The sequence below is a fragment of the Ensifer aridi genome (assembly GCF_002078505.1).
Classification (GTDB): domain Bacteria; phylum Pseudomonadota; class Alphaproteobacteria; order Rhizobiales; family Rhizobiaceae; genus Sinorhizobium; species Sinorhizobium aridi.
Map to the genome: position 1 here is coordinate 50,349 of NZ_LUAV01000022.1, position 22,791 is coordinate 73,139.

The 22,791-nt window shown below is 58.7% G+C and carries 20 protein-coding genes; 5 read left to right on the top strand and 15 right to left on the bottom strand.

Annotated elements, in window-relative coordinates; translation table 11 throughout:
* Positions 1-111: 111 nt before the first annotated feature.
* From trbI to traI, 12 genes are read right to left on the bottom strand one after another with little or no spacing between them, the layout of a single operon-like run.
* A complete protein-coding gene (trbI, locus tag AYK65_RS19300; RefSeq protein ID WP_081159658.1) occupies positions 112-1,410 on the bottom strand; it encodes an IncP-type conjugal transfer protein TrbI in 1,299 nt (432 codons plus the stop codon).
* 13 nt (positions 1,411-1,423) lie between these two features.
* Positions 1,424-1,861, bottom strand: a complete 438-nt coding sequence (gene trbH, locus AYK65_RS19305; RefSeq protein ID WP_081159661.1) for a conjugal transfer protein TrbH — start codon at positions 1,859-1,861, stop codon at positions 1,424-1,426.
* Between the two features lie 3 nt (positions 1,862-1,864).
* Positions 1,865-2,677, bottom strand: coding sequence for a P-type conjugative transfer protein TrbG (trbG, locus tag AYK65_RS19310; protein ID WP_081159664.1), 813 nt, complete (start codon positions 2,675-2,677; stop codon positions 1,865-1,867).
* 18 nt (positions 2,678-2,695) lie between these two features.
* The gene (locus AYK65_RS19315; RefSeq protein ID WP_081159666.1) at positions 2,696-3,358 is read right to left on the bottom strand and encodes a conjugal transfer protein TrbF; all 663 of its coding nucleotides are present in this window, start codon (positions 3,356-3,358) and stop codon (positions 2,696-2,698) included.
* Between the two features lie 24 nt (positions 3,359-3,382).
* Complete coding sequence (gene trbL, locus AYK65_RS19320) at positions 3,383-4,561, bottom strand: P-type conjugative transfer protein TrbL (protein ID WP_081159669.1); 1,179 nt, start codon at positions 4,559-4,561, stop codon at positions 3,383-3,385.
* A 4-nt stretch (positions 4,562-4,565) separates the two neighbouring features.
* A complete protein-coding gene (locus AYK65_RS19325) occupies positions 4,566-4,733 on the bottom strand; it encodes a TrbJ/VirB5 family protein (protein WP_081159671.1) in 168 nt (55 codons plus the stop codon).
* The gene (trbJ, locus tag AYK65_RS19330; protein WP_081159674.1) at positions 4,727-5,530 is read right to left on the bottom strand and encodes a P-type conjugative transfer protein TrbJ; all 804 of its coding nucleotides are present in this window, start codon (positions 5,528-5,530) and stop codon (positions 4,727-4,729) included. Before trbJ ends, AYK65_RS19325 begins: the two co-directional genes overlap by 7 nt.
* On the bottom strand, positions 5,502-7,958 hold the full coding sequence (locus tag AYK65_RS19335; protein WP_081159676.1) for a conjugal transfer protein TrbE: 2,457 nt from the start codon (positions 7,956-7,958) through the stop codon (positions 5,502-5,504). The genes trbJ and AYK65_RS19335 overlap by 29 nt, the downstream gene beginning before the upstream one ends.
* A gap of 10 nt (positions 7,959-7,968) precedes the next feature.
* A complete protein-coding gene (locus AYK65_RS19340) occupies positions 7,969-8,268 on the bottom strand; it encodes a conjugal transfer protein TrbD (protein ID WP_028002687.1) in 300 nt (99 codons plus the stop codon).
* Positions 8,261-8,644 carry a TrbC/VirB2 family protein gene (locus AYK65_RS19345; RefSeq protein WP_081159679.1) on the bottom strand — a complete coding sequence of 128 codons (384 nt, stop codon included), beginning with the start codon at positions 8,642-8,644 and terminating at the stop codon, positions 8,261-8,263. The genes AYK65_RS19340 and AYK65_RS19345 overlap by 8 nt, the downstream gene beginning before the upstream one ends.
* Positions 8,634-9,605 carry a P-type conjugative transfer ATPase TrbB gene (gene trbB, locus AYK65_RS19350; protein WP_081159682.1) on the bottom strand — a complete coding sequence of 324 codons (972 nt, stop codon included), beginning with the start codon at positions 9,603-9,605 and terminating at the stop codon, positions 8,634-8,636. The genes AYK65_RS19345 and trbB overlap by 11 nt, the downstream gene beginning before the upstream one ends.
* 10 nt (positions 9,606-9,615) lie before the next feature.
* Entirely contained in the window at positions 9,616-10,242 is a 627-nt protein-coding gene (gene traI, locus AYK65_RS19355) for an acyl-homoserine-lactone synthase (protein ID WP_081159684.1), read from the bottom strand.
* A 354-nt stretch (positions 10,243-10,596) separates the two neighbouring features.
* Between traI and repA the strand changes: the two genes are divergently transcribed.
* From repA to repC, 3 genes are all read left to right on the top strand, one after another.
* On the top strand, positions 10,597-11,820 hold the full coding sequence (repA, locus tag AYK65_RS19360) for a plasmid partitioning protein RepA (protein WP_081159687.1): 1,224 nt from the start codon (positions 10,597-10,599) through the stop codon (positions 11,818-11,820).
* Positions 11,817-12,845 (top strand): plasmid partitioning protein RepB, encoded by a 1,029-nt coding sequence (gene repB, locus AYK65_RS19365; protein WP_081159689.1) that lies wholly within the window; start codon positions 11,817-11,819, stop codon positions 12,843-12,845. The genes repA and repB overlap by 4 nt, the downstream gene beginning before the upstream one ends.
* Before the next feature lie 196 nt (positions 12,846-13,041).
* Positions 13,042-14,256: a plasmid replication protein RepC gene (gene repC / locus AYK65_RS19370; RefSeq protein ID WP_081159691.1), complete on the top strand. Its 1,215-nt coding sequence runs from the start codon at positions 13,042-13,044 to the stop codon at positions 14,254-14,256.
* 398 nt (positions 14,257-14,654) lie between these two features.
* Here the strand turns inward: repC and AYK65_RS19375 are convergent, their stop codons facing one another.
* Both AYK65_RS19375 and AYK65_RS19380 read right to left on the bottom strand, forming a co-directional pair.
* Positions 14,655-16,472 (bottom strand): vanadium-dependent haloperoxidase, encoded by a 1,818-nt coding sequence (locus AYK65_RS19375; protein WP_081159694.1) that lies wholly within the window; start codon positions 16,470-16,472, stop codon positions 14,655-14,657.
* 290 nt (positions 16,473-16,762) lie between these two features.
* On the bottom strand, positions 16,763-17,674 hold the full coding sequence (locus AYK65_RS19380; protein WP_081159696.1) for an HNH endonuclease: 912 nt from the start codon (positions 17,672-17,674) through the stop codon (positions 16,763-16,765).
* A 171-nt stretch (positions 17,675-17,845) separates the two neighbouring features.
* Here AYK65_RS19380 and AYK65_RS32490 point away from each other — a divergent pair, with 171 nt between their 5' ends.
* A complete protein-coding gene (locus tag AYK65_RS32490) occupies positions 17,846-20,203 on the top strand; it encodes a hypothetical protein (protein WP_081159699.1) in 2,358 nt (785 codons plus the stop codon).
* A 1,000-nt stretch (positions 20,204-21,203) separates the two neighbouring features.
* Here the strand turns inward: AYK65_RS32490 and AYK65_RS31895 are convergent.
* Positions 21,204-21,677: a hypothetical protein gene (locus AYK65_RS31895; RefSeq protein WP_139793250.1), complete on the bottom strand. Its 474-nt coding sequence runs from the start codon at positions 21,675-21,677 to the stop codon at positions 21,204-21,206.
* On the opposite strand from AYK65_RS31895, the gene AYK65_RS19395 reads away from it, so the two are divergent.
* Positions 21,648-22,700, top strand: coding sequence for a PAN domain-containing protein (locus tag AYK65_RS19395; RefSeq protein ID WP_081160186.1), 1,053 nt, complete (start codon positions 21,648-21,650; stop codon positions 22,698-22,700). The genes AYK65_RS31895 and AYK65_RS19395 overlap by 30 nt on opposite strands.
* Positions 22,701-22,791: the final 91 nt, after the last annotated feature.

Consider the following 22,791-nt stretch of genomic DNA (forward strand, 5'->3'; position numbering starts at 1 on the left):
CGCGATCTGTCGAGGGAAGCCGCAACTAGCGGACCGGAGATCGTCCGCTGCAATGCTCACCCGCGTCAACCAGCGGCAGATGGGAGGACCCAGATCTCTGGCACTGCGCCGCTAATTTGCACGATAGCCGGACGGAAAGATGATGTCCTGGTCGACGAGGACATTGAACTTGTAGCCCGGCCGAATACGGATGGTCGGCTGCACATTCAGATTCTTCGAGATCGTCTGTTCTACCACCTGGCCGAAACCTTCCGCGAAATTCCGCCTGGCGGCGTCTGAGGCTGTCTCCTGCGTGCTACGCGTCGAACTCTGAGGCATCGACATGTCGATCCCTGTCCCGATCAGCGCGGTCAACGCGGCCGATCCGAAAGTCCGCCAGAGATGCCGGTCGACCCTGTCAGCAAAGCCGCCATAGCCTTCGGCGTCGGTACCCGCCATGCCACCGATTTGCAGAGTCGATCCGTTTGGAAAAATGAGATCTGTCCAGACGACCAATACCCGATCCTGCCCGAAGGAAATCTTCGAGTCATATCGGCCGAACAGCTTGGCGCCTTGCGGGATGAGGACCCGATAGCCGGTCGCGCTGTCGTAGACGTTCTGGCTGACCTGCGCAGAAATGCGCCCGGGTAGGTCGGAGTTGAGGCCGGTGATCAACGTGGCTGGAATGACCGAGCCGCGCTTCAGCTCATAGGGCGACATTTGAGGCATGATCTTGTTCGGAAGATAACCGAGATCCTTGATATCCTGATTGAAGTAATCCTCCTTGGACATCTGGCCGTTTTGACCGGCATTCTGCCCCATGAGCCCGGAATTCATCGCAGCGGCATAGAGGTCCGAGGCGCTGTTTGCTGTCGCCGGTGTATTCTGCTGACTGGCGTCCGCAGCATTTCCCGCCTTCTCGACATCGGAGATATCGACCTTCAAGGGCGATTCGAGTGCCGTGGCGCGCGCCTGTAGGCGCGCCATCCGCTGGCGCTGAGCCTCGCGAATATACTGCTCGTCCTGCTCGCGCTTCAGTCGGGCCTTCCATTCCTCTTCGGACTCCAACCTGGGGCGTCGTTCTTCGCGCGCCGCCGGCCGGCGATCGACAACCGGCTCCTGTTTCCCGACCTTCTGCTCGGTGACAGGCGTCGGCTGGAAGGTCTCGCGTTCGACCGGCTCGCCGATAATGCCGTCCGTTACACCGCGTTTGAGTTGGTCGCCGAAACTGGTCGCGGGCGGGTCCGACGCGCTTTCGATATCATTGCTTCGATTGAAGACGAGACCCCGCCATGAGAGGCCGATCACGATGATACCGACGAAGAAAACGATGACGATGATGGCGACAATGATCGGCACGCGATTGAGGCGACGCATGCCCTTCTGATCGTCTGCCTGGCTTGACGCGCCGAGTTGCAGCGACTGCACCATGTGTCTCCTCCCGTCAGCTCCGTTGCATGATCGAAAGCGGGCTTGCTGGTATGGCGCCATCGGACGTCGCCGTATAGGCCCTGCCAAGAGCAATTGACGGCGTCGAAAGTCTTGCGAGCACCTGACCCTCGACGCCATCGATCGAGTAGGCGAGTTCGATCGGCTTGACGTCTCGTCCGACTTTCCCGTCGGTAATGACCGTGTAGCCCCAGCCCTTCAGGGCCGCCTCGAGCGCCATCGCGAACTCCGACGTGTCCTTGTTCATCTTGATGGTTGTCGTGCCGGCGGGGCCGATTTGCTCGGCAAGCCGGCTTGCCATGTCACCCGCGATGGCGCTCGCAGCGGGCCCGGTCGCCGGCATAGGGGTAGCCTTGGCGGTCAAGCCCACGTCGTGGCTTTGGCAACCGGAAAGAAGACCAGTAACGAGAAGTAAAAGGAAGAGTTTCTGCATAGGTCAACCTCCCCGCCGGATGGTGATCTGCTGCTGGCGCCAGCCTACACCGGAAACGAGGATCGCCTTGTCGACCGCATAGTCGACGATCATCATGTCGTTCTTCATGCGATAGTTGACGATGCGATTCTGCCCGCCGGAGACGACGAACAGCACGGGGGCATCCTGGCCAGAAATGGACCTCGAAAACTGAATGTAGGTTTTCACCCCGTCCGAATAGACCCGCTTCGGTCTCCACGGCGCGTTTCCACTCACGGAGTAGGAGAAGTTGAGCTTATCCGGCGCGGTTCCGGGAATACCTCCTGTTTCGAGGCGCGCGTTGATGTCGGCGAGCTTTGTGGAAACATCCTCGGGATATTCGAACCCTACGCGTGCCATGTATTGGCTCGGGTGGGATTTGAGCTGAATGTGGTATGTGCGACGCGATGTCGTAACCACCATGGAAGTGACGAGACCAGGTTCCGAGGGCTTGACAATCAGATGGACCGCTTGTCCACCGGTCGCGCCTGATGTCGCCGGTTCGACCTTCCAACGAACGGTGTCGCCAACCAGGACGTCGCGGACGATTTCTCCGCCCTGCAGCTCGATATCGCAGACCTGCAGCGGAGAGCAGACGACGGACGGCTGCGTTTCCCCGTATAGGAAAATGACCTTTCCATCCGGCCCCGTGGTGACGAGGCCTGGCGTTCCACGCCATTTGCTTGACAATTTAGTGCCCCGCACCTCGTTTGTGGTCATGCTTTGTGCGTGAGCGCTCGCCGCAAAGACGAGTCCGGCCATGCACCCGGCGGCTGCGATCAATCCATTTCTGTGCATTGCCCGAATCCCCTGCCCTTAAAGTTGTGCCGTCCAGTCGAAATCCCGGACGTAGAGACCGATCGGATTGAGGCGGATGGTTGCCTCGTCCTGCGGCGCGGTCAGCGCGACCGTTAGGATCCCACGAAACCGGCGTGTGCCAATTTCCTTGCCCTTTCGATCCCGCTCGTACTCGGTCCAGTCGATCTGATAAGTCTGGTTCGAGAGCGCCACGATGTTGTTTACCTCGATGGCGACCGTTGCGGTCTTGGCCTTCTCGAAAGGCGAATTGCCCCGAAACCACGCGTTGATCTTCTCCGTCGATGGCTCGGACGTTCGAAGAAGCGCATATGTGCGGTCGATATATTGTTTCTGGACGACGGCATCGGGCGTGATCGAACGGAAGCTGGTTACGAAATTGCCGAGAGTCGCACGTACCACGCGCACATCCGCATATTCGATCTGTTCAGGGAAGCCGGCTGTCACCGACGTTCCGAGTTTGTCCACCTCGACGATGTAGGGCACGAGCTTCACCTGGGTACTGAGATACATGGCATATCCGAAGCCGATCACGGCCATGGTCAGGCCCAGAATGCCGACGAAACGCCACGCCGCGGCGGCTCGCACATAGGATCCGTAACGTTCCGTCCATTCCTGCCGCGCGGCGAGATAGGGATTTTCGGGGACGCGATTCGCTGCCATCGATCCATCACTTTCTCGTTGCTGTTAGTCTTTGCGTTCGGGGCGAGGCTTGTGCCCGCTGTAACCACCGCGGCTCTCATCGAGCTTGGCGTTGGCAAGTCCTAGAATGGAACCTGCATAAGCGCCGGGCGAGCCGATCGCCTTCTCTTTTGCCGCGGAACCGGCAGCTTTGCCTCCCGATCCAAACCCGGCGCCGATTCCTCGAAGAGCTGCACCAGCGAACGATGAGCCAGCCGCTCTGGCGGCCTGACCTGCCGCAAAACCGGCTCCTGCCACGCCTGCCGCGAGGAACCCTGCGCCAGCGGAGAAGGATGCCGCTTGCCCGCCGTGACGGATCGTTTCCATGCCCCCGGTCACCGATGCACCTTGGACAACGCCCTGAATGATATTCGGCACGTAGATCGCAATGATGAAGACGACCACGGCGATCCCGGCAATCGCAAGTGCGGTCTGGAACTGGTCGCCGACTTGGGGCTCATTCGCCAATCCGATGAGGACTTCCGATCCAATGCGGGAAATCATGACCAGTGCCATGAGCTTCATGCCCACTGAGAAGGCGTAAACCAGATAGCGGACGGCGAAGTCTTTGGTGAACGACGACCCTCCAAGGCCAAGCATGATCATTCCGGTAAGTAGGCCGAGATACATCTCAACCATGACGGAGACGAAGATTGCCGCGACAAGAGAGAACGAGATGACCACGACCACCATCGCGAAAGCGGCCGAGATAGCGAGTGCATTATCCTCAAAAAGGCCGAACTGAATTTTTTCGGACATCTTGGTTGCAACAGCGAGCCCGGCGTTGAAGACGTCCGCCGGCGAGGCGGTGCCGCCTCCGGCGCCAATCTGGAAGAGACTGTCGACCACGGCCTTGGCGAAGGTCGGCCCCTGCGCCAGCACGAAGGCGAAGAAGCCGACGAACATGATGCGCCGGACGAGCTCGGCAAACCAGCTGTCGAGGGCCGCAGCCTGAAGGGCAAGCCAGACCGCTGCGATGCCGATCTCGATGGTAGCAAGAATCCAGAACAATGACTTCGCGGCGTCCATGACGGTGGTTTCCCACCCTTTCGCAGCAGTCGTGATCTGGTTTTGAAGGGACGTCAGCACCGAACCCTCCTGGGCCAATGCGGGCTGCGCGGCCAAGGCGGCGAAACCGGCAAACAGTATCGCGGCGGCAAGAGCCCGGAGTTGGTTCGCGTTCATAGGTTCACCATTCGACTTTCATCTGACCGCCCAACGTGGGGTACTCTCTCGACGAGCCGAAGAACGTCGCACGGCGCTCTTGTGCTGCTTGCTTCTCGGAGATGATGAACCAGACGCCGGCACTGCCGATCGTCGCCGCCATTGCGATGAGGACCAGTTTCGCTCTCACCATTCCACCTTCATTTTTTCACCGCCGGAAGTGGATGGCGCGGTAGCACCGAAGAACTTCTCCCGCCGTGCCTGAGCGAGGTCCTTGTCGGTCTGCTCGGTCTGAAGCCAGGTACCCATCATCGTCATCTGCTGTGAGACGAGGCCGCGGAGCTTCTGCATTTGCGCGACCTGCTGCGTGGCGATCTGATGGCCGACCTGCAATGCCTTCATCTGCCCGTTGGCTGTCTCTGACATCGACCGTAAAGAGGACATTGTGGTTTCCTCGTTGTCGAACTGATCGGCCGTGAGGCTTGCTGCGTTCAGCGTGCTGGCAATCGTATCGCGGTTGGTGTCCGACCAGGTTTGATAGATCGAGGAGAATGTCTCATTGCTCGGCAGGTTGGCCTTGAGGGTGGCATAGCTCTGGAATCGCTGCTGCAGCACATCATCAGCGTTGCCCATGGAAAAAGCGATGCTCTGGCCCTGATCGACGATGCTGCGGAGCTGATTGAGATCGCTCTCGACCTGCCCCCACATGTGCGATGGGAGCGTCGCGGTGTTCTGGAGCACGTTTTGATAGATGTTCAGCTGCGTCTCGATCTGTTGCGCGAGCTGGCTGATCTGGGTGAGCTGGTTCTGGATCTGCTCGCCAGATTTCCCGACCAGCGCTACGAGCTCACCATTGTTGAGCACCTGTGTCCACTCGGTCGCCGCACCTGTAGCAGTGCCGGCATTTGCCGGTGTTACTGCGACGATCGTCAGGGCGACGGCTGCCAGACCGGCAAGCAATTCATTCGACGTCGAGCAGCGATGCGGCATCGTGAACTCCTCTCATTTGAAGCCATTGGATTGGCCAATTGGGGCCGTGTTCGGAACTGAGCGCGCGAATGCGCTTCAAGTCTTCCTTGCCGGATGCGCCGACGAAGCTGAGCGCCACGGGACCGAGCGCCATGTCGAAGAGCCGCCGGCCTTCGGGTGTGACGACATAGTATTCGCGCTTGGGAATCGCGTTCGAAACGATCTCGATCTGCCGCTCGTTGAATCCGATCCGTTCGTAGAACTCGCGCGTCCCGGGCTCGCGTGCGGCGCCGTTCGGTAGGCAGATCTTCGTCGGGCAGGATTCCTTCAGCACGTCGATGATCCCGGAGCGCTCGGCATCCGAGATAGACTGGGTAGCCAGCACGACCGCGCAGTTCGCCTTGCGGAGCACCTTCAGCCACTCGCGGATCTTACTTCTGAACACCGGATGCCCGAGCATCAACCAGGCCTCGTCCAGCACGATCAGACTGGGCGAGCCGTCGAGGCGCTTTTCAATCCATCGGAACAGATAGGTAAGCACGGGCACGAGATTGCGCTCGCCCATGTTCATGAGGTGCTCGATCTCGAAGGTCTGGAAGGCGCCGAGCGCCAACCCGTCCTCCTCTGCGTCGAGAAGCTGACCCATCGGCCCGTCAACTGTATAGTGATGCAGCGCGTCCTTGATCTCGCGCATCTGAACGCCGCTCACGAAATCCGACAGCGATCGACCACGTGCTCTCGCCATCAAACCGACTTGCCGCGAGATGGCGTTGCGATGATCGGGCGTGATGGTGACACCCTGCAGCGCGACCAGCATCTCGATCCATTCCGCGGCCCAGGCCCGATCGCCGTCACTTTCAAGGTTAGACAGGGGGCAAAAGGCCAATGCCTTCCCCTCCTCCGCATTGTCGCCGCCGATCACGTAATGGTCGCCCCCGGCAGCCAGCGTCAGCGGCAGGAGCGAGCTGCCTTTGTCGAAGGCGAAGATCTGGGCTCGGTCATAGCGTCTGAACTGTGCCGCGATCAGTGCGACAAGTGTCGACTTGCCCGAGCCGGTTGGTCCGAAGATCAGCGTGTGGCCGACGTCATCGACGTGCAGATTCAGCCGGAACGGCGTCGAGCCGCTCGCGACCTGCATCAGCGGCGGAGAATTCAGAGGATAGAAGGGGCAAGGTGCGATCGGGTTTCCCGACCAGACCGAATTGAGCGGGACTAAGTCGGCGAGATTGCTGGTATTGATCATTGGATCACGCACGTTGCAATACCAGTTGCCCGGCAAGCTGCCGAGGTAGGCGTCAGTGGCGTTGAGCGATTCGATGCGCGCACCAAATCCTTCGGCTTGGATCAGCCGTCGGATCGCCTCGGCTTTTTCCTGCAAGGCTTCCCGATCACTGTCGAAGAGAATGATGACGGGCGTGTAGTGGCCGTAGGCAACAAGTTGCGAGGACGCGTGCGCGATCGCATCCTCGGTCTCTGCCACCATCATCATGGCGTCCTGATCGACCGACCGGCTTTGCGTCTGGAATAGCTGGTCGAAGAACGGACGAACTTTCTGTTGCCACTTCTTACGGGTCCGCTCCAACTTTTGACGCGCCTCTTCCGCGTCAAGGAAGACGAAGCGCGACGACCAGCGATAGGTGAGCGGCATCAGGTCGAGACTGTTGAGGATCCCCGGCCAGCTCTCCGCCGGCAGCCCGTCGATCGCTACAACGCCGAGAAACCGGTTTTCGACTTTCGGGGTCAGGCCATGCTCGAGTTCAGCGGTCGCGATCCAGTCGAGATACATCGGAGCATCGGGAAGTCGGATCGGGTGGTTCTCGCCGGTAATGCAGAAGCGGACGAATTGGAGCAATTCGTCGTAGCGGGCAACGCGCTCCCCTCCCCTCTCGGCAACCTCGCGCGTTTGCATACGCCGGATCGAAAGCGTGCTCGCGAAATATTGCTCGATCTCACGGACGGCGTTCTTGAAGATGAAAAGCACCGTGTCGGCATAGGTCTTCTTGCGGCTCTCCTCATCGGAATAGATGTATTTGCTGAGAGCCGTCCTTTTGGACTCCAACGGCCGGTAGGTGAGGACCAGTGCGTGCTTGCTCTCGAAATGTCCCCGCTCACGCGTGAAATGCGCCCGCCGCTCAGCGTCGATCGCCCGCGTGACAGCATCAGGGAAATGGCAGTGGTCTTCCGGGGGATAGTCGATCGTCGGAATACGCACGGCCTCTACCTGGATCATCCATCCGCTTCCGAGCCGTGACAGGATTGCGTTGATCTGCCTCGAAAATTCGTTGCGCTCGAGGTCGGTGGCGCTTTCGGAATCTGGCCCGGCAAAATACCAACCAGCCATCAGGCTTCCGTCTTTCAACAGAAGGACGCCGTTGTCGACCAGACCGGCATAGGGCACGAGATCGGCGAACGACGGACCTGTCGCGCGGAAAAGCTTGAGAGCAACCATGATCCGCTCCTCAGTGGCGGCGCCAGGGCGAGGTCGTCGCCCGATAATAGGATCTGTAGGAGATGTGCCGGATATAGACGTTTCGCATCAGCGGATCGGACTTGGCCATCATTCGCAGCAACCCGACAATGACGATCCAAACGGCGGCGCCGAAAAGAGCCGAGTAAAGGGTCAATACTACGAAGATCAGGATGACCGCGGCGATACCCGTGAGCAGGACCAGTTCCCGGTCGGCACCCATCAACAGGTTCGGACGCGAGAGTGCACGGTGGATGCGATTGCGCTGAAGGCCGGACAAGGACTCAGCCATGAGTCCCCTCCCCTTCTCCGCTCTGCCCGCTTGGAGTAATCGACTCGTCTGCCAGTCCGATCGAGGCGCCGGTCGCACCGAACAGGCCGACGATGTTGGTGGCGCCAAGCAGGATGCCGGTGACGAGGACGATATACATGAGCCTCCGCGCGAAATCGTTGAGCTCACCCCCGAAGATCAGCATGCCGCCCGCGATGGCAACCGCTGCCAGCGCGATGGCACCAGCGACGGGACCGGTGATCGACTCCTGGATTTGCTGAAGCGGCCCTTCCCAGGGAAGGCCGCCGCCGGAACTCGCGAGGGCCGGTGCGACAGAGGCAAAAACCAAGGGAGCTGCAAGCAGCGCAATGGCGACTAATGCATTCTTACGCGACATGGCGCGCCTCCTGTTCTTCGGTGAGCTGGCCGGTTTCGTACTGGCCGTTGACGTACCGCTCGACCTGGATGACATCGCGAACGCGCCGTCCGCGCGGCGTTCTTTCAATCGAGATAACGAGATCGACCGCTTCGCCAATCACCTCGTGCATGGGCTGCTGACTGGCCTCCGCGGTGAGTTGCTCGAGCCTGCGCAGTGCCGACATGGCGGTATTGGAGTGAATAGTTGCCACGCCACCCGGATGGCCGGTGTTCCACGCCTTGAGCAACGTGAGCGCGGCTCCGTCGCGGACCTCGCCCACGACGATCCTGTCGGGGCGCAGGCGCATCGCGCTTTTGAGGAGCCGCGCCATGTCGACGGTATCGCTGGTATGAAGAAGAACTGCGTTGTCGGCTGCGCACTGGATCTCGGCGGTGTCCTCCAGAACGACGAGCCGGTCGTCCGGCGCGCTCTTCACGATCTCGCCGATCACTGCGTTTGCGAGGGTCGTCTTGCCAGAGCCAGTTCCACCGGAAATGACAATGTTCAGGCGTGAAGCCATCGCGCTGCGGATGGTCGCAGCCTGATTCTCTGTCATCATGCCGGAGCACACATAGTCGTCCAGCGGGATAAGACGCGAAGTACGACGGCGAATCGTGAACGCGGGCTTGGCGACCACCGGCGGCAAGAGACCTTCAAATCGGTGGCCGCCGATCGGCAGTTCTCCGGAGATGATCGGCTGTTCCGTGTCGACCGTCGACTGAAGCGCATGCGCAACGGTGCCGATCACCATTTCCGCCGCAGCTGACGACATCTCTCCGGCCGGCGCAACGCCATGCCCAAGCCGTTCGATGAACAGCTGTCCATCGGGGTTCAGCATGATATCGACGACGTTGCCATCATCCAATGCGACGCAAAGCTGGTCGCCGAGGGCGTTCTGAAGCTTGCGGACGAGACGAGCATGGGAGCGAAGCTGTGTCACGGACTTCTCCTCATGCTGCTTGGCCAAGTCGGCCGATGATCTGAGAGCGGTAGTCGACGGGGCGGAGCTTCCGAAAAGTGCCCGCATTAGCCGTCAGAGTGCCGGCCACAGCCATGGTCGTCCCGATCCGTCTCGGCTCGCCAAGGCGCTGAAGCGGCCAACCGACGCGGGCGAGGATCCGTTCAAACCGAATATCAGTCACCGTGACTATTTCGGTGAAACGGTTTGCCAGCGACCATTCGATAACCCCCGCAAACATGGTGAGCGTCGCCTCGTGAATGGAACCAGCTCTCCTACCCTCAGCAAGGGAGGTGTCCACGCAAAAGCGCGAGCTCTCGACCATGGAGGAATGCGCAGTAAGGTGACCTGCAGAAAGGAGCGAGGGGAAGACGTTCGCCACCATCGTGGGGCCGAGTGCTGGAAGAAGGCGGGCACATCCGGCCAACCGGCCCATCTTGGCGATGGCTAAAATGTAGGTCGGTTGAAGATCGTCGAAAGCATCCGACTCATAGCCTCCTGCAGCATTGACTTCCCAACCCAACCGGCCGGAAAAGACGCGGGCGCGCAGCTGATGATGGCATTGGAGAAGTCGGGCTTCTTCGACATTCCGGGGCCTTGAGATCGCGAGAACCTGCATGAATTTCTCCGTCGTTGAAAATCGCCGCGGAGGTAAGCACGGATCCGAATCGCTGTGCAGTTGTAGAATTCAACAGGGTTGTGCTGGGGGTGATTCGGGCAGTAGATTGAGTGAACGACGGTTGACGTGTCCCTGCCCGACTGCAGGGTTCACAGGAACAGTTTGGGATCAAGCTAGTGGAAGCGTCGGGCTAAGCCTCGGAACGGAAACCAAAAATTCAAGAGTCCCCTTGGGATTTCTCTCCGGACCTTAACCATCTGTTAACCCTAAACTTCTGGACGGGTTAGGAGAATCGTGTTCTATCTTTGGCGGGCAATGGTCGGTAAACCGGCGGAAGGCCGCTAAGAGGAAAAGATGGCGATAGCAAACCGAGTGGAATCAGTTGTGTGCTCGAGGGAAGATGCTGGCAGCAAGATCATGCGCCACGCAGGGCTTCTGTCCGGGCAATTGCAGCAGCTCAGAACTCGCATGTATCCGCCAAAATCGGAAAAGGCCCTACGTTCGTTCTTGACCAATGAAGTGTCGAAGCTGACGTCAATACCCGATTCGACCTTAAAGCTCATGTCGACCGAAGGACGCGGACCAGTTCCCAGCAGACTGGAGAATAACCATCGCGTCTACACGCTGGCCCAGATCAACGAACTGCGCGAATTGTTCGCGAAGCAGAAGCCGTCGGAGGCCCTGCGATTCCTTCCTCGCCGTCGGCCCGGCGAGCACCTTCAGGTTCTTGCAATCGCCAACTTCAAGGGGGGCAGCGCAAAGACAACGACTTGCGTGCACCTCTCGCACTACCTAGCCCTCCACGGCTATCGCGTTCTCGCACTCGATCTGGACCCCCAAGCATCCTTGTCGGCTATGTTCGGCGCCCAGCCAGAGATTGACGTCGGCTCGAATGAAACGATCTACGCCGCTTTGCGCTACGACGAAAACGACCGTCGTCCAATCCGCGATATCATTCGCAAGACATACTTCGAAGGCATCGACCTCATTCCAGGCAATCTGGAAGTGATGGAGTATGAACACGAAACTCCTCGCGTTTTGGCGAACAAGTCGAGTTCCGGCGCGATCTTCTTCGAGCGATTGAAGCTCGCCCTTTCAGAAGTCGAAGCAGACTACGACGTCGTAATCCTGGACACACCGCCGTCGCTCGGCTTTCTGACATTAAGCGCGATATACGCTGCGACCAGCATGATCATTACGGTGCATCCGGCAATGCTAGACGTTGCATCGATGAGCCAATTCCTGCTGATGATGGGCGATCTAATTAGTGTTCTGAATGAGAGCGGCGCTCAGTTGGACCAGGACTTCATTCGATACCTGGTAACACGACATGACCCCAATGACGCGCCGCAATCGCAAGTTGTTGCGATGCTCCGCCATATGTTCGGTACAGATGTCCTGTTGCCCACTGCCATCGAGAGCACTGCCGTTGAAGCCGCTGGCCTCGCGAAGCGCTCCGTTTACGAGCTCGAAATGGGGCAAATCGGACGGGACACCCAAAAGCGCGCCCGCGAGGCCGTGGACGCCGTAAACGAGGCCATTGTTCGCCTTATCAACGATAGCTGGGGGCGGACATGAGCAAATCTCCTCGTAAGTCGATTGTCGCCAGCTTCGGACTGCTGTCTGCAGAGCTGGAGAACAAGCTGGCCAGCGATCAGCAGCCAGCGCCCCCTGTTCCATCCGTGGGCAATCGTGTTGGGGCTGGTGTCATAGGCGCAGCCCACCGTGCGATCGACGACATTCGATCAGAGCGAGATCGGTTGAAGGCTCTCGTCGAGTCGGGCGGGGGGGCGATTCGCGAGCTGGATCCTTCCCTCATCGACCCCTCCCCGTACCCGGACAGACTGCCGGATGATGACGAGGCAAGCTTCGAGGCATTCAAACGTTCCATTGAGACCGAGGGCCAAAAGGTTCCTGTCCAGGTCCGGAAACACCCCTCGTCGCCCGGTCGCTATCAAATCGTGTACGGTCACCGGCGCTGGCTTGCTACCAAGCAGCTCGGCAAGCCCCTTCGAGCCATCGAGGTGGAAATTTCTGACCTCGATCTTGTTCTCGCGCAGGGGATTGAGAATGCAAGCCGCCAGGACCTGACCTGGATCGAACGGGCGCTGTTTGCGTCGCGCATGGATGATGCGGGAATCAAGCCGCGCCACATCTACGCGGCGCTTTCGATCGAGGACACTGAACTGGCTCGTATGCGGAATGTCTATCGTGTCGTGCCGGCGGATATCATCGAGGCCATTGGACGGGCACCAAAGATTGGCCGGCCGCGATGGCTCGACCTTGCCAAGGCTGTTGCCGGAGATCCGGACACTCTCGATTCTATTCGCACTACGTTGGCCAAGGTGGACCCCGTTGAAACTTCCGACAAACGGTTCCAGCGCGTCCTGAGTGCGATCAAGCCAGCCACCAAAAAGGGCATAGGGCCGACTCCGATTTCGGATGGTAGCGGTACAAAGCTTGCCGCGTTGGTGATGTCCCCGAAAGAGGTTCGAATCTCGGCCGAGGGCTCGCTCGGCATCGAGTTCTTGAAGTTTGTTGAGGCGGAACTGCCAAATCTTGCTGCGCAGTTTGCCCTTCAACGAAACCACGAAAAGCCCTGACAGCTGTCAGGGTTTGTATCTTGTTCAGGAAAGGAAGCGCTGCAAAAGAAAAAGGCCCCCCAAACGTTGCCGTCGTGGAAGCCTCTCTCTGTGTGTGACAACTAGAGAATCGCATTTCCCCGAATCCCCGTCAAGAGTCTTTGGCACCGATTTTGGTGAGCAGCTTTCTTTTGCCTCTTAGAAGGTGAAGGAAAAAATGCAGAGTGGAAGTGTGACGACGCCCTTCGGGCGGCGGCCGATGACGCTTGCCCAGGTTCGGCAACAAGTTGCCGCGACCGTCATTCAGCCCGGCAAGTCGGCTGACAAATGGAAGGTCTTTCGAGACGCTTCCGAGGCGAGAGAATTGCTGGGACTTCAGGACCGAAGCCTCGCGGTCCTTGACGCCCTGTTGAGTTTTTATCCTGACAATGAACTCCGTCAAGACGCGCAGCTCATAGTCTTCCCATCCAATGCGCAGCTGACACTCCGCGCTCATGGCATTACTGGCGCCACGCTTCGTAGACACCTAGCCCTTCTGGTAGAGGCAGGTCTCATCGTGCGTAAGGACAGTGCGAATGGAAAGCGATACGCCCGAAGGCATAGGTCAGGCGAGATCGAAAGTGCGTTTGGCTTCGATCTCTCCCCCCTGCTCACCCGTGCCGAAGAGCTTGCTCAAATGGCGCAGCGGGTCGCGGCGGCTCGGGCGGCCTTCAGGAGAGCCAAGGAAAATTTGACAATATGCCGCCGGGACGTCCGTAAGCTCATCACTGCGGCGATCGAAGAGGGCGCAGACGGGGATTGGGAGAAGATTAACTCCAAGTACGTCGAGCTAGTCGGCCGCATACCGCGCACTCCAAGCCCTTCCGAGCTGTTGGGGCTTCTCCATGAAATGACGACGCTGCAGGAGGAAGTCCTTAACACGTTGAAGTCTCAGCAAAATGCAGAAAATTATAGCACCAATGATGCTCACAATGAGCATCACAAACAGAATTCACATACCGAATCCATTCATGAATCTGAACCTCGCTCTAGAAACGAGCTGGGTGCGAAGGCGAGCCGGAAACAGGACCGTACGAATGAGGCGTTGAAGGTGTTTCCGTTGGGAACCGTGTTAAGGGCATGTCCGGAGATTTCGTCATACGGTCCGAACGGCGTCATAAGCAACTGGCGAGACCTGATGACTGCTGCCGTCACTGTGCGATCCATGCTAGGGGTCAGCCCATCGGCTTATCAGGAAGCATGCGAGGCCATGGGCTCGGAAAATGCGGCCGTGACGATTGCTTGCATTCTCGAGCGGGCGGGACACATCAACTCGGCAGGCGGCTATCTGCGAGATCTGACGTCTAAGACGAAGCGCGGTGTATTTTCACTTGGGCCTGTCTTGATGGCGCTTCTCAGGGCTCATGGGCAAGGTGACAAAAGAACCGGATGACCGGAAAGAGCAATGCGAAACTCCGACACCTCATACTTGGCAGTTCGCGTCTGAAAGCGACAATGGCATCGCGATCGCTGTGGTTCAGGTACCCTACGGAGCCGTTCACTGTCGCCATGCGTGAGGGTCAGTTCCCGTTGATACATTATGCGATCTTCTGAGCACGGAACGAGAACATCCGCGGCGTCAGCCCTGGGGAACGTGGAGGTAGGGCTGCTCTCGACCGATTGTGTAGCATGTCGTCGACCAGATCGGCCGCTTGCGCTTTCAACCAAGTCGCTCCATGCCAGCTTACTCCATCAAGTGCCACCTGAACACAATCGACCCGCTAAGGACCTTGGGGTTACCTCTCGTTCTGCGACCGGCGCGCTGTCGCTCTAACCAGAATACGCGGGATGTTAGCTTGAGAACAAGCTCCTCTCCCTCTCTGGCACCCGTCGCTGGCATGGGCGGGGATACACACCCCGGCTGATACTGCCATTGGCATCGATTGCAATCACCTGGCCGGAGAAGTTCTCGAAGATGAAGACTGGCCCACTTATGTCCTCTGCAAAGGTGAGTGCCTGCTCCTGCAGCATTGCCAGTGCAACGGCCTCTCCTAGGGCGAGAGACTTTGTATAGTCAGATCGATAATGGACTCCCGCGGCGTTGCGCGCGATAGCGATGTTGGCTGCCAGTTTGTTGAGCTCGCCTCCGACGGTGAGCTTTGGACTGCTTGGATCCGCTTCTATTCCGCTTCCATCGCGTTTCACTCTCATTACGTGCGATGGGTCAAATTCGCACCTCGGATCGAACATAGCTTTGAGGATTGTTACGCAGGCTCCGGCCACTGTAGCATGACCGGCGCCATAGGAGGGATGCATTGGGGATCCCTCATGGAAGGCCTGAGGAAGAAGCCATGTCCTTTTCTCGGTTTTGGTGGTTACTAGCGCCTGTGAGGTGAGGAGATCTGCGTGTATGCCATGCCGATTGGTACCGGTTTTCTTCGCCACGTGAACTCGGCCGCCAAACTCTTCCGGCCGTAACCGGCGGTGCACAAACCATTTCTGGTGCCACACTACTTTGAGAGCACGCGTTGCAACCTCCGTCAGGAAGGCGAGTATGTGCGGGCCGCCCAATGTACCGAAACCTCTTTGAGTAAATTCGCGGGACATATCGGCGTATGGATTATTTGGCGCTAACGGCGCAAGAAGGCCGTCGAGTATTAGTGCTGCGTTGAAGTACGCCTCGTGCAGCGCGTCGAATCTAACATAGTGGGTCAGATCCCTGAGTGAATGAATATGCCGATAGCGCCTGCCCCTGACCTGGCGGTCTGTTACTCTCGGCTCGAACCTCTCCTTTGCCGGTGAGGGCTCGAAGTCAATGCCACGTCCCTGCTGAACATCAAACCATTTCCGCCAAGTAAGCATGTGATCTCGGAAGGGAACCGGCCGCTGCCGCTGCTCGATCCGCAACGTTCCATAAGGAATGTCGTGGATTAGAAACTGAGAGACATAGCCGCCAACTTCATTTCCTGGCGCGGCACCACGGAATAACGTGGACAAGTCGATAGTCTTCGACAGGATACCGCCTACGTAGTGCTCGGCAAAAGGTGCGCCCGTGTTGTTCAGCGCGTGCAGTTCTGAAATGGCAGCGGCAATGTTGGCCGCACCCGGTGGCGGGCGATTTACCCAATCGGCAAATGGTACGTCCCGGACGAGCGCCATCCAATAGAGTTCGACCATTTCTTTTGCGGCTACTTCGCTGCTGAGGTCGGGCGCAGGGGGCATTTTGATGTCGTAGGGGTCGAGGCCATAGACATCGGTAGCGAGTCCGGACAGGGGATTAACGAAAGACCTGCCACGCCTATGTGTGTTGGGTAGACCGTCGATTGCCGCAAGGCTGCCAGGGGCGGGAAGACGCGTGAGAGCGTTTGCAGCTTGACCATCGAGCGCTGACATCAGGGCGCTGTATTCCGCGGCGATGGGAAGGCCGGTACTCCAGTGGTGATTCAGCCCTTTAGAGAAACTGGCTGCAAAATCTGGATGCGTTGCCTCGTCGCTGTTATCTTGATGCCGTTGCCGTGCAGCGAGAATTCTCACGCCTGCATAGGGGCCGTCGCTTAGAAATTGGCTAAAGTTCCTGTGTGTTCGGCGGCGAGCAAGCCGGCGCATCTTGTTCCGGACCGAGATCGCTGCGGATATGAAGGCGCGGCGGTTGGTGTGCCTGTTAGTCATAGTGCCCCCCACTGTCGGCAATTTGTGCTCGCGCTTCCCGAGCGGTAGAGCCGACGGGAGAAAGAGTATCTCAAGTTGCTAAATTAGACAACTTAGCGGAGAGAAATAGGCATAATGCAGCCGGTGCGGAATCGCGTTCATTGGTCTGCTTTAAAGGTCCGCGTCCAACCCACTCTAGATGATCGGCGGGTCCGATCGACCGGGCTCTCGGACCGCCGGCTCTGCATCCCTCGCCTTGAAGGGAATCGAACCGCAGACCCTATCCTGGCCGCTGAGGATTTCCGCCGCACTCAAAGCTTAAAGCAGTTATCCCGGTGCCATCGCAGGAAGTGCGGATGCGGCCTTTCGAATAGTCGCTGCGGAACGATGGCGCGTCTCGTTTTGTTGATGAGCGACTGGATGCTCTCCGGGTCGTTCACCTGCCGCGAAACAAGGATGTCCAGCTCGTCGGAAAGGCTGATCAGGCCCCGATCGAACATCCAGTGGGCAGTCCCCGAAAGCGCGATACCATTGCTCAGGACATCAGGACCGTTGGCTTCCACCGGGCGAATATGCGCTGCATCGACTTCGGCACGACCGCCGCCATTAATCAGCTTCAGTCCGGTGATCGCGCATCGCTTATCATAGGCTTTGAGTACAAGGCGGCGGAAAAGACGGTTGCGAACGATTCGAGACGTGAGCTGAGTGACGCGATCACGCTCCTGCTCAAAAACGAAGGGTGCCTGCAGTTGTTCGCCAAGTCCGGGCGCCGGATCGACGATCTCCGGCTCGCCAACCCGTGGCAATTCCGGCTCCCGTTCATCGAAACCCAACGACAGAATGCGATTGAAATCAGCCGGAGAGATCGGCCTCACGGCGGACTGCGCGCGCCCGGAGATGCGGCCGTCGTCATTCAGCACGCCGCGTTCGATCACTCCTTCGGCATTGCTGAAGGGAACCGGGTTGAGGAAATCGAGATAGCTCCCCGGCTCAATCAACGCCAGGTACATGCCTGGCGCTTTGCGATCCGGGATGACCTCACCGACCTTGGCAATGGCAAAATAGCCGCGCGTCCCGGCAACCTTCCGCGGCTCGTAGTAGATGATCCAATCTCCGATGCAGGACCGGACACGGCCCAAATACTGGCTCGGAAACTGATATCGTTCCGCCGGGCTGTCGTCGTAGACCGAATCTGAGCGATGAATGAAAACCCCGAATCCCATATTGCGGCTATAGCAGATTCTCGCACCTGCTCGACAGAGTTGTAGTCATTATAGATCCGCGGCACCACGCAGCATCCATCCTGTTGAAGATTCAGCTTTCATTAACCAGAACGGCTTAGCAGGCCACGCCCGGCACCAACCGGCCAAGGATCATGTGAACTGCTTATCGCCATGAGAAATCAGTCTACTTCGTCCCTTCATTTTCAGCGCAAGATCTCTGAATTCTGCAACGTCCGTATCGCTCCGGTCGCCTCGAAGCGGGCTCTCCAGAACATCAGGCCTTATCTCATCAGCTTGGTCAGCTACCGAAAGACGCCGCCCATGCGGAACGGGCGCATCAATTGGCAGGCGGTCACGGAACCCTGCGGCATCGAAGATGAGTTGACGGCGGAGATGAAAAAAAACCTTCGCTCTGGCCTTGAAGCCATCATCCGGTGGTTGGACAAGGAGCGACCGGCGGAAGATGACCGCCCGGCAGTCGAGCAGCCTAGAAGAAACAGGAACCCTGCTGGTGGTTCGGCCAAGATAATGGCCACTGGGCGGGTTTCCTCGGCAGCTACGGCCCCCATCGAACGAGAGCAGACACGAGCGAAACCGGGCGTTCAACCAAGGCCCATCGAGGAATTCCCGAAGCCGTTGTTCGACTGGACCGAAGAGCCTGACGGATTTCAGCAGGCGCTGATCTATCACATGCGCCGGCACGGCGACAGTTATTGGCATCTGCATCGCGCCGTTGTCCGCGAAGAGGATGCCTTCGATCGCAAGACGCTCCTGAGTTGGACGAAAGGCACCAAGGTGCCGCGGTCGATCGAAAGCCTCGACATCCTCTCTCGTATCGAGCGACGGTACCGTCTGCCCGATGGCTACTTCAAGGCCAAGCTGCCGCACCAGGCGCGATCGGCGTCCGGTCACGAGGTCGGAAGCGTTATCGGTGCTGCGGAGCGGCGCCGGCTCGCTTGGCATCTGCCGGACGACTTCAATAGCCTGCCGTTCGCCAAGCGGGATGAAATCCTAGAATGGGTTCGTCGGGTGATCATTTCAGGATCCACTGACTACCGCCGCTTCCAGGCGATGGCGACCAGGCAGCGCTACGCTATCCGCTTCCCAGCGATTTCCTACGGCGGAACTCGTTCACTACGTGGGTCTGCGGATGCACTGGATTGGGAGGATGACGAGCGCGCGGTGATCGAGGATCCCGATCTTCTCTCCGGTGTGGTCGACGCCCCTCCCCGGCTCGCCATGGAAATGGCGAACCTCATTCGATTCAAGACGGCGACGCTGACGGCCCTCGGATTCCAGCGAAACGGCGTCTGGGGAGAGGAAACGGCTGCGCAGAAGATCGAACATCTGGACTTGATGTTCGGTGCCTTGGCTGCATCTCCGGAGGGCCCGGTCAAAGGCTATGGCGTTCCGCTGAGCCAGCTGACCTTCGGGCTCCTGGTCTTTCCCGGTGTTTGGGATTGGAATCTGCAGTGGCGTGAAAGCCGGCGCGGCTTCTACACGACATGGGAAGAGGACATGCTGAACGTTCTCCTGAACCTGGTGCGCACCGAAACGGGCTGGCTTTGGCAACATCCGGAGCTCGTCCGAAATGTGAAGCCGATCCCTGGACTGATCTCCGCAGCGGAAATCGCGGCGGCCGAACGGGATTGGCATGCGGCCTGCGACACGTGTTTCAAACATGCGTCGCATCGTTCGAAGGAGATCCAGCGGGTGATGCGCGTTCACCGGGATCCGTTCGAGCCGATCATGTGCGTGCTCGAGGCGGACAGCCCGCTCGCCGAATATCGGAAAATCACGGACGAGATCCTCAAGCGCATGCCGGACGAAGATCGCTATCCGCGGGCCGCCGCCGAGGCTGTCAGGTCGTTCCTGATGTTGCGGCTCGGCCTGCACCTCGGCCTTCGCCAGAAGAACCTGCGGCAATCGCTTGTCTGCCCGCGCGGGGATTTCCCGACATCCGAGCGACGGCTCGAGGACATGAAGCGTGGCGAAATTCGCTGGAGCGATCGCGACTGCGGCTGGGAGGTTCTAGTCCCTGCGAATGCCTTCAAGAACGCCAATTCATCCTTCTTCGGCTCGAAACCTTTCCGGCTGGTCCTGCCGGACCTCTTAGATCTCTACAAATACCTCAACGCCTACATCGAGCGGCATCGCGAAGTGCTGCTGGCCGGCGCCGACGACCCCGGCACTCTTTTTGTCAAGACGGTGAAGGCCAACAGCAGTGACGCAGCCTATAACCAGACGACCTTCTACGAGGCGTGGCGCCTGACGATCCAACGCTATGGCATCTACAATCCTTACACCGGCCGCGGCGCGATCAAGGGGCTGCTGCCGCATGGGCCAGATAATGTCCGTGACGTGCTCGCAACGCACATCCTTAAACAGACGGGCTCCTACGAGCAGGCGAGCTACGCCATCCAGGACACCCCCGAAATGGTCGCCAACCACTATGGCCGCTTCTTGCCCCAGGACAAGGCCGCGCTTGCAGCCAAGATCCTGAACCAAGTATGGGAGGCCGCCGCTTAGTGATGCGTTCGATGCCAGGGAGGTAAAGACCCCTTGAGTCCACGGCAATGACGTGACGCATCGTCGATAGAGGCCTCTATCAGATTGTTTTCATTGCGTCCGGATAGAGGGAAAGCTTCAGATCTGACAAAACCGGGATAAAAGCGAGCCGCTGAAGTTTGCCGCCGCCGAAACGATAGCCGCAAACCGAACATTCGAAACGCGGAAATCGGCATAGAATGTTCATCCCATCGCTTCGTTTTCTATGGTCCGTGGCGCTTCGCCTTGCGTTACAATCGGGAGCGAAACGCATCGATCATCGCCCGGGAGACATCGCCCGGATAGCAGAGTGGCGCCGCGCCGCCGGGCTTCGAATACGCGCTCCTGCGCCCGCAGCGCCGTCCAGCGCGATCGCGACTTTCCGGGCACGGACACGAGCCACTGTACCCGGAGATCGATTCAGCGATGATGCGTTGAGTGATCACAGAATCGGAAATCCGCGGGGCTTCGATTGGCGCTTCACGAGATGACTCTTTAGATGCGGGTGTGTCGCGCTTTGGCTCCGACTGTGGCTTGTCGGAACTTAGGAGATGCGATGCGATCCACCCCTCCCGCCGTGTAAGATTGTCTTGGACACGCGACCATTCACCCTCGATAGAAAGTAAGCGGACCGGCCGAGCCGCATCGTAGCGATCGAGGACCGGAAACGTTTTCCCCGGCCCTTCTCGTAACGCAACGCGCTTACCGCGCACGAAAACCGTGGCGATCACTTCCTCAGCGTTGGCGCTTTCGCCCGGTGCAGAAGACTGGGCGTGCTGAGGCGTAGTCGCAGAGACTTGCGTGTCACCACCCGCCACGGGTTTCTTTTCTTGTGCCTCAATTCTTATTGAGGGCAGCCGCGTTTCATTTACCGCCCGCCTCTCGCCGCTAATCGCGCCGACCCAATAGACCAATGCTACAGCTACGGTCCCACCAACAAGAAATCGTCGCATGACACTTCCCCGCCCTTGGGTTGTATCATTCAACGCTTTCCAGAAGACGGCAAGCCCGGGAACCAGTCACTCGGGCGCGTGGCCGAGATCCACACCATCGTCCAACCAGGGATGGACTGAGCGACCGCGACTCCTGCCCCCGTGCCGTTAACCGTTGCGGCTTTTTTGTGTTGCAACTTCAACTTGATCAATGTTGTCTGAATATAAACAGAGCGTGGGGTACCATTTTGCCAAGTTTGCAGTTCGGCCTCGTTCGGATGTTGGCCTTTTGCTTGGCTATTTCGGTTGGATATCATCCAGCATTGGCCGGCACAAAGAAATTTGGCCCCTTCTCGTTCGAGGAGAGTGACCCCAGCGTCATCACTCTCACGGGCGAGATCGACCTTTATTCCGCTCTGAATTTCAGACGGGCGCTGCATGCGTCGCAGAAAGCCAGGCTGCTGGTGCTCGATAGCGTCGGTGGCGCTGTCCAAATGGCGCTGTTGATTGCCGATGATGTGCATGCGAGGCGGCTTTCCACCTTTATCCCGAAAGGGAAAGGTTGCTACTCGGCCTGCGCATTCATTTTTATGGCGGGTGTTGAACGCCAGGTGGACGGTGAGCTTGGAGTCCACCAGATCTCCAGTGAATCGAACGACCTTGTGAACGCACAGCTGTCAATCTCCGATATCATCGACATGCTCACTCGCTTCGATACGCCGGCAGAAGTCATGACAACGATGTTCAAAACGCCACCGTCGCAGATGCACGTGTTCTCAAACGAGGAAATCGGTCGCTATAAACTCAACCGCAAAGGCGCGACATCGAACGAGCCGATGCCCACAAACCCGACCGCGAGTCTCGAGGGCACACCACCCTCGAAGGAAAACTCAACGGCGGTCACCATCCCTGAGCCAAGCAGCCAGCAAGTTGCCGCTTCCAACACCTCGCCTGTCGCTCCGGGCCAGAGCGACAGCCTGTCGGCAATTGAGGAGTTTGCCCGTAAGCCGACGCGCATCGCCGTCTACACTGGCCTTGACCTGTTTGGCGATGACCTCGCCTCGAAGAGGACGGTGGACGTCGCCGAGTGTGCCGCGAGCTGCCTGGAGATGAATGGCTCTTGTAAAGCGTTCACCTTCAATGCCAATCCCAAGATTGTCCGTGGACCGAATTGCTTTCTGAAATCAAACGAAGGTCGCGCGGATGGAAACTCGGTCGCTATCTCCGGGAAATTCCTGGCGAGCGCTGACCCGGATCCAACGCCATTTAGCATGGGCATAATTGATCCGAAGAAAGCACTATTCGAGGATGTTGATCTGCCCGGAGGCGACCTGGGCGTCCGCGCGTCAATCGCGAACGCAACGCCACTTCAGTGCCGACTGGCCTGCATCGACAATGACCGGTGTGTTGCATTCACCTATATCAAGAAAAAGAGGGAGTGCTGGATGAAAGGCGCCGTCGGCACACCCGTCTTCAAGTCCGGTATGATTTCCGGTGTGAAGACCTTCCAAACCTTCGCACCGGCGAAGGTTCTGGGACTCGACTAACAAATGACCATAGGCCTATCTGCAAGCTCTCGATGGGAGTAGAACCTGAGACCCCGTCAATTCGACGTCTGGCGCAGTTGAAGGGATACGA

Coding starts and splice junctions, on each gene's coding strand:
- trbI (WP_081159658.1), bottom strand. CDS start 1,410: ATGGTGCAGTCGCTGCAACTCGGCGCGTCAAGCCAGGCAGACGATCAG.
- trbH (WP_081159661.1), bottom strand. CDS start 1,861: ATGCAGAAACTCTTCCTTTTACTTCTCGTTACTGGTCTTCTTTCCGGT.
- trbG (WP_081159664.1), bottom strand. CDS start 2,677: ATGCACAGAAATGGATTGATCGCAGCCGCCGGGTGCATGGCCGGACTC.
- AYK65_RS19315 (WP_081159666.1), bottom strand. CDS start 3,358: ATGGCAGCGAATCGCGTCCCCGAAAATCCCTATCTCGCCGCGCGGCAG.
- trbL (WP_081159669.1), bottom strand. CDS start 4,561: ATGAACGCGAACCAACTCCGGGCTCTTGCCGCCGCGATACTGTTTGCC.
- AYK65_RS19325 (WP_081159671.1), bottom strand. CDS start 4,733: ATGGTGAGAGCGAAACTGGTCCTCATCGCAATGGCGGCGACGATCGGC.
- trbJ (WP_081159674.1), bottom strand. CDS start 5,530: ATGCCGCATCGCTGCTCGACGTCGAATGAATTGCTTGCCGGTCTGGCA.
- AYK65_RS19335 (WP_081159676.1), bottom strand. CDS start 7,958: ATGGTTGCTCTCAAGCTTTTCCGCGCGACAGGTCCGTCGTTCGCCGAT.
- AYK65_RS19340 (WP_028002687.1), bottom strand. CDS start 8,268: ATGGCTGAGTCCTTGTCCGGCCTTCAGCGCAATCGCATCCACCGTGCA.
- AYK65_RS19345 (WP_081159679.1), bottom strand. CDS start 8,644: ATGTCGCGTAAGAATGCATTAGTCGCCATTGCGCTGCTTGCAGCTCCC.
- traI (WP_081159684.1), bottom strand. CDS start 10,242: ATGCAGGTTCTCGCGATCTCAAGGCCCCGGAATGTCGAAGAAGCCCGA.
- repA (WP_081159687.1), top strand. CDS start 10,597: ATGGCGATAGCAAACCGAGTGGAATCAGTTGTGTGCTCGAGGGAAGAT.
- repB (WP_081159689.1), top strand. CDS start 11,817: ATGAGCAAATCTCCTCGTAAGTCGATTGTCGCCAGCTTCGGACTGCTG.
- repC (WP_081159691.1), top strand. CDS start 13,042: ATGCAGAGTGGAAGTGTGACGACGCCCTTCGGGCGGCGGCCGATGACG.
- AYK65_RS19375 (WP_081159694.1), bottom strand. CDS start 16,472: ATGACTAACAGGCACACCAACCGCCGCGCCTTCATATCCGCAGCGATC.
- AYK65_RS19380 (WP_081159696.1), bottom strand. CDS start 17,674: ATGGGATTCGGGGTTTTCATTCATCGCTCAGATTCGGTCTACGACGAC.
- AYK65_RS32490 (WP_081159699.1), top strand. CDS start 17,846: ATGAGAAATCAGTCTACTTCGTCCCTTCATTTTCAGCGCAAGATCTCT.
- AYK65_RS19395 (WP_081160186.1), top strand. CDS start 21,648: ATGGCGCTGTTGATTGCCGATGATGTGCATGCGAGGCGGCTTTCCACC.
- AYK65_RS31895 (WP_139793250.1), bottom strand. CDS start 21,677: ATGCACATCATCGGCAATCAACAGCGCCATTTGGACAGCGCCACCGAC.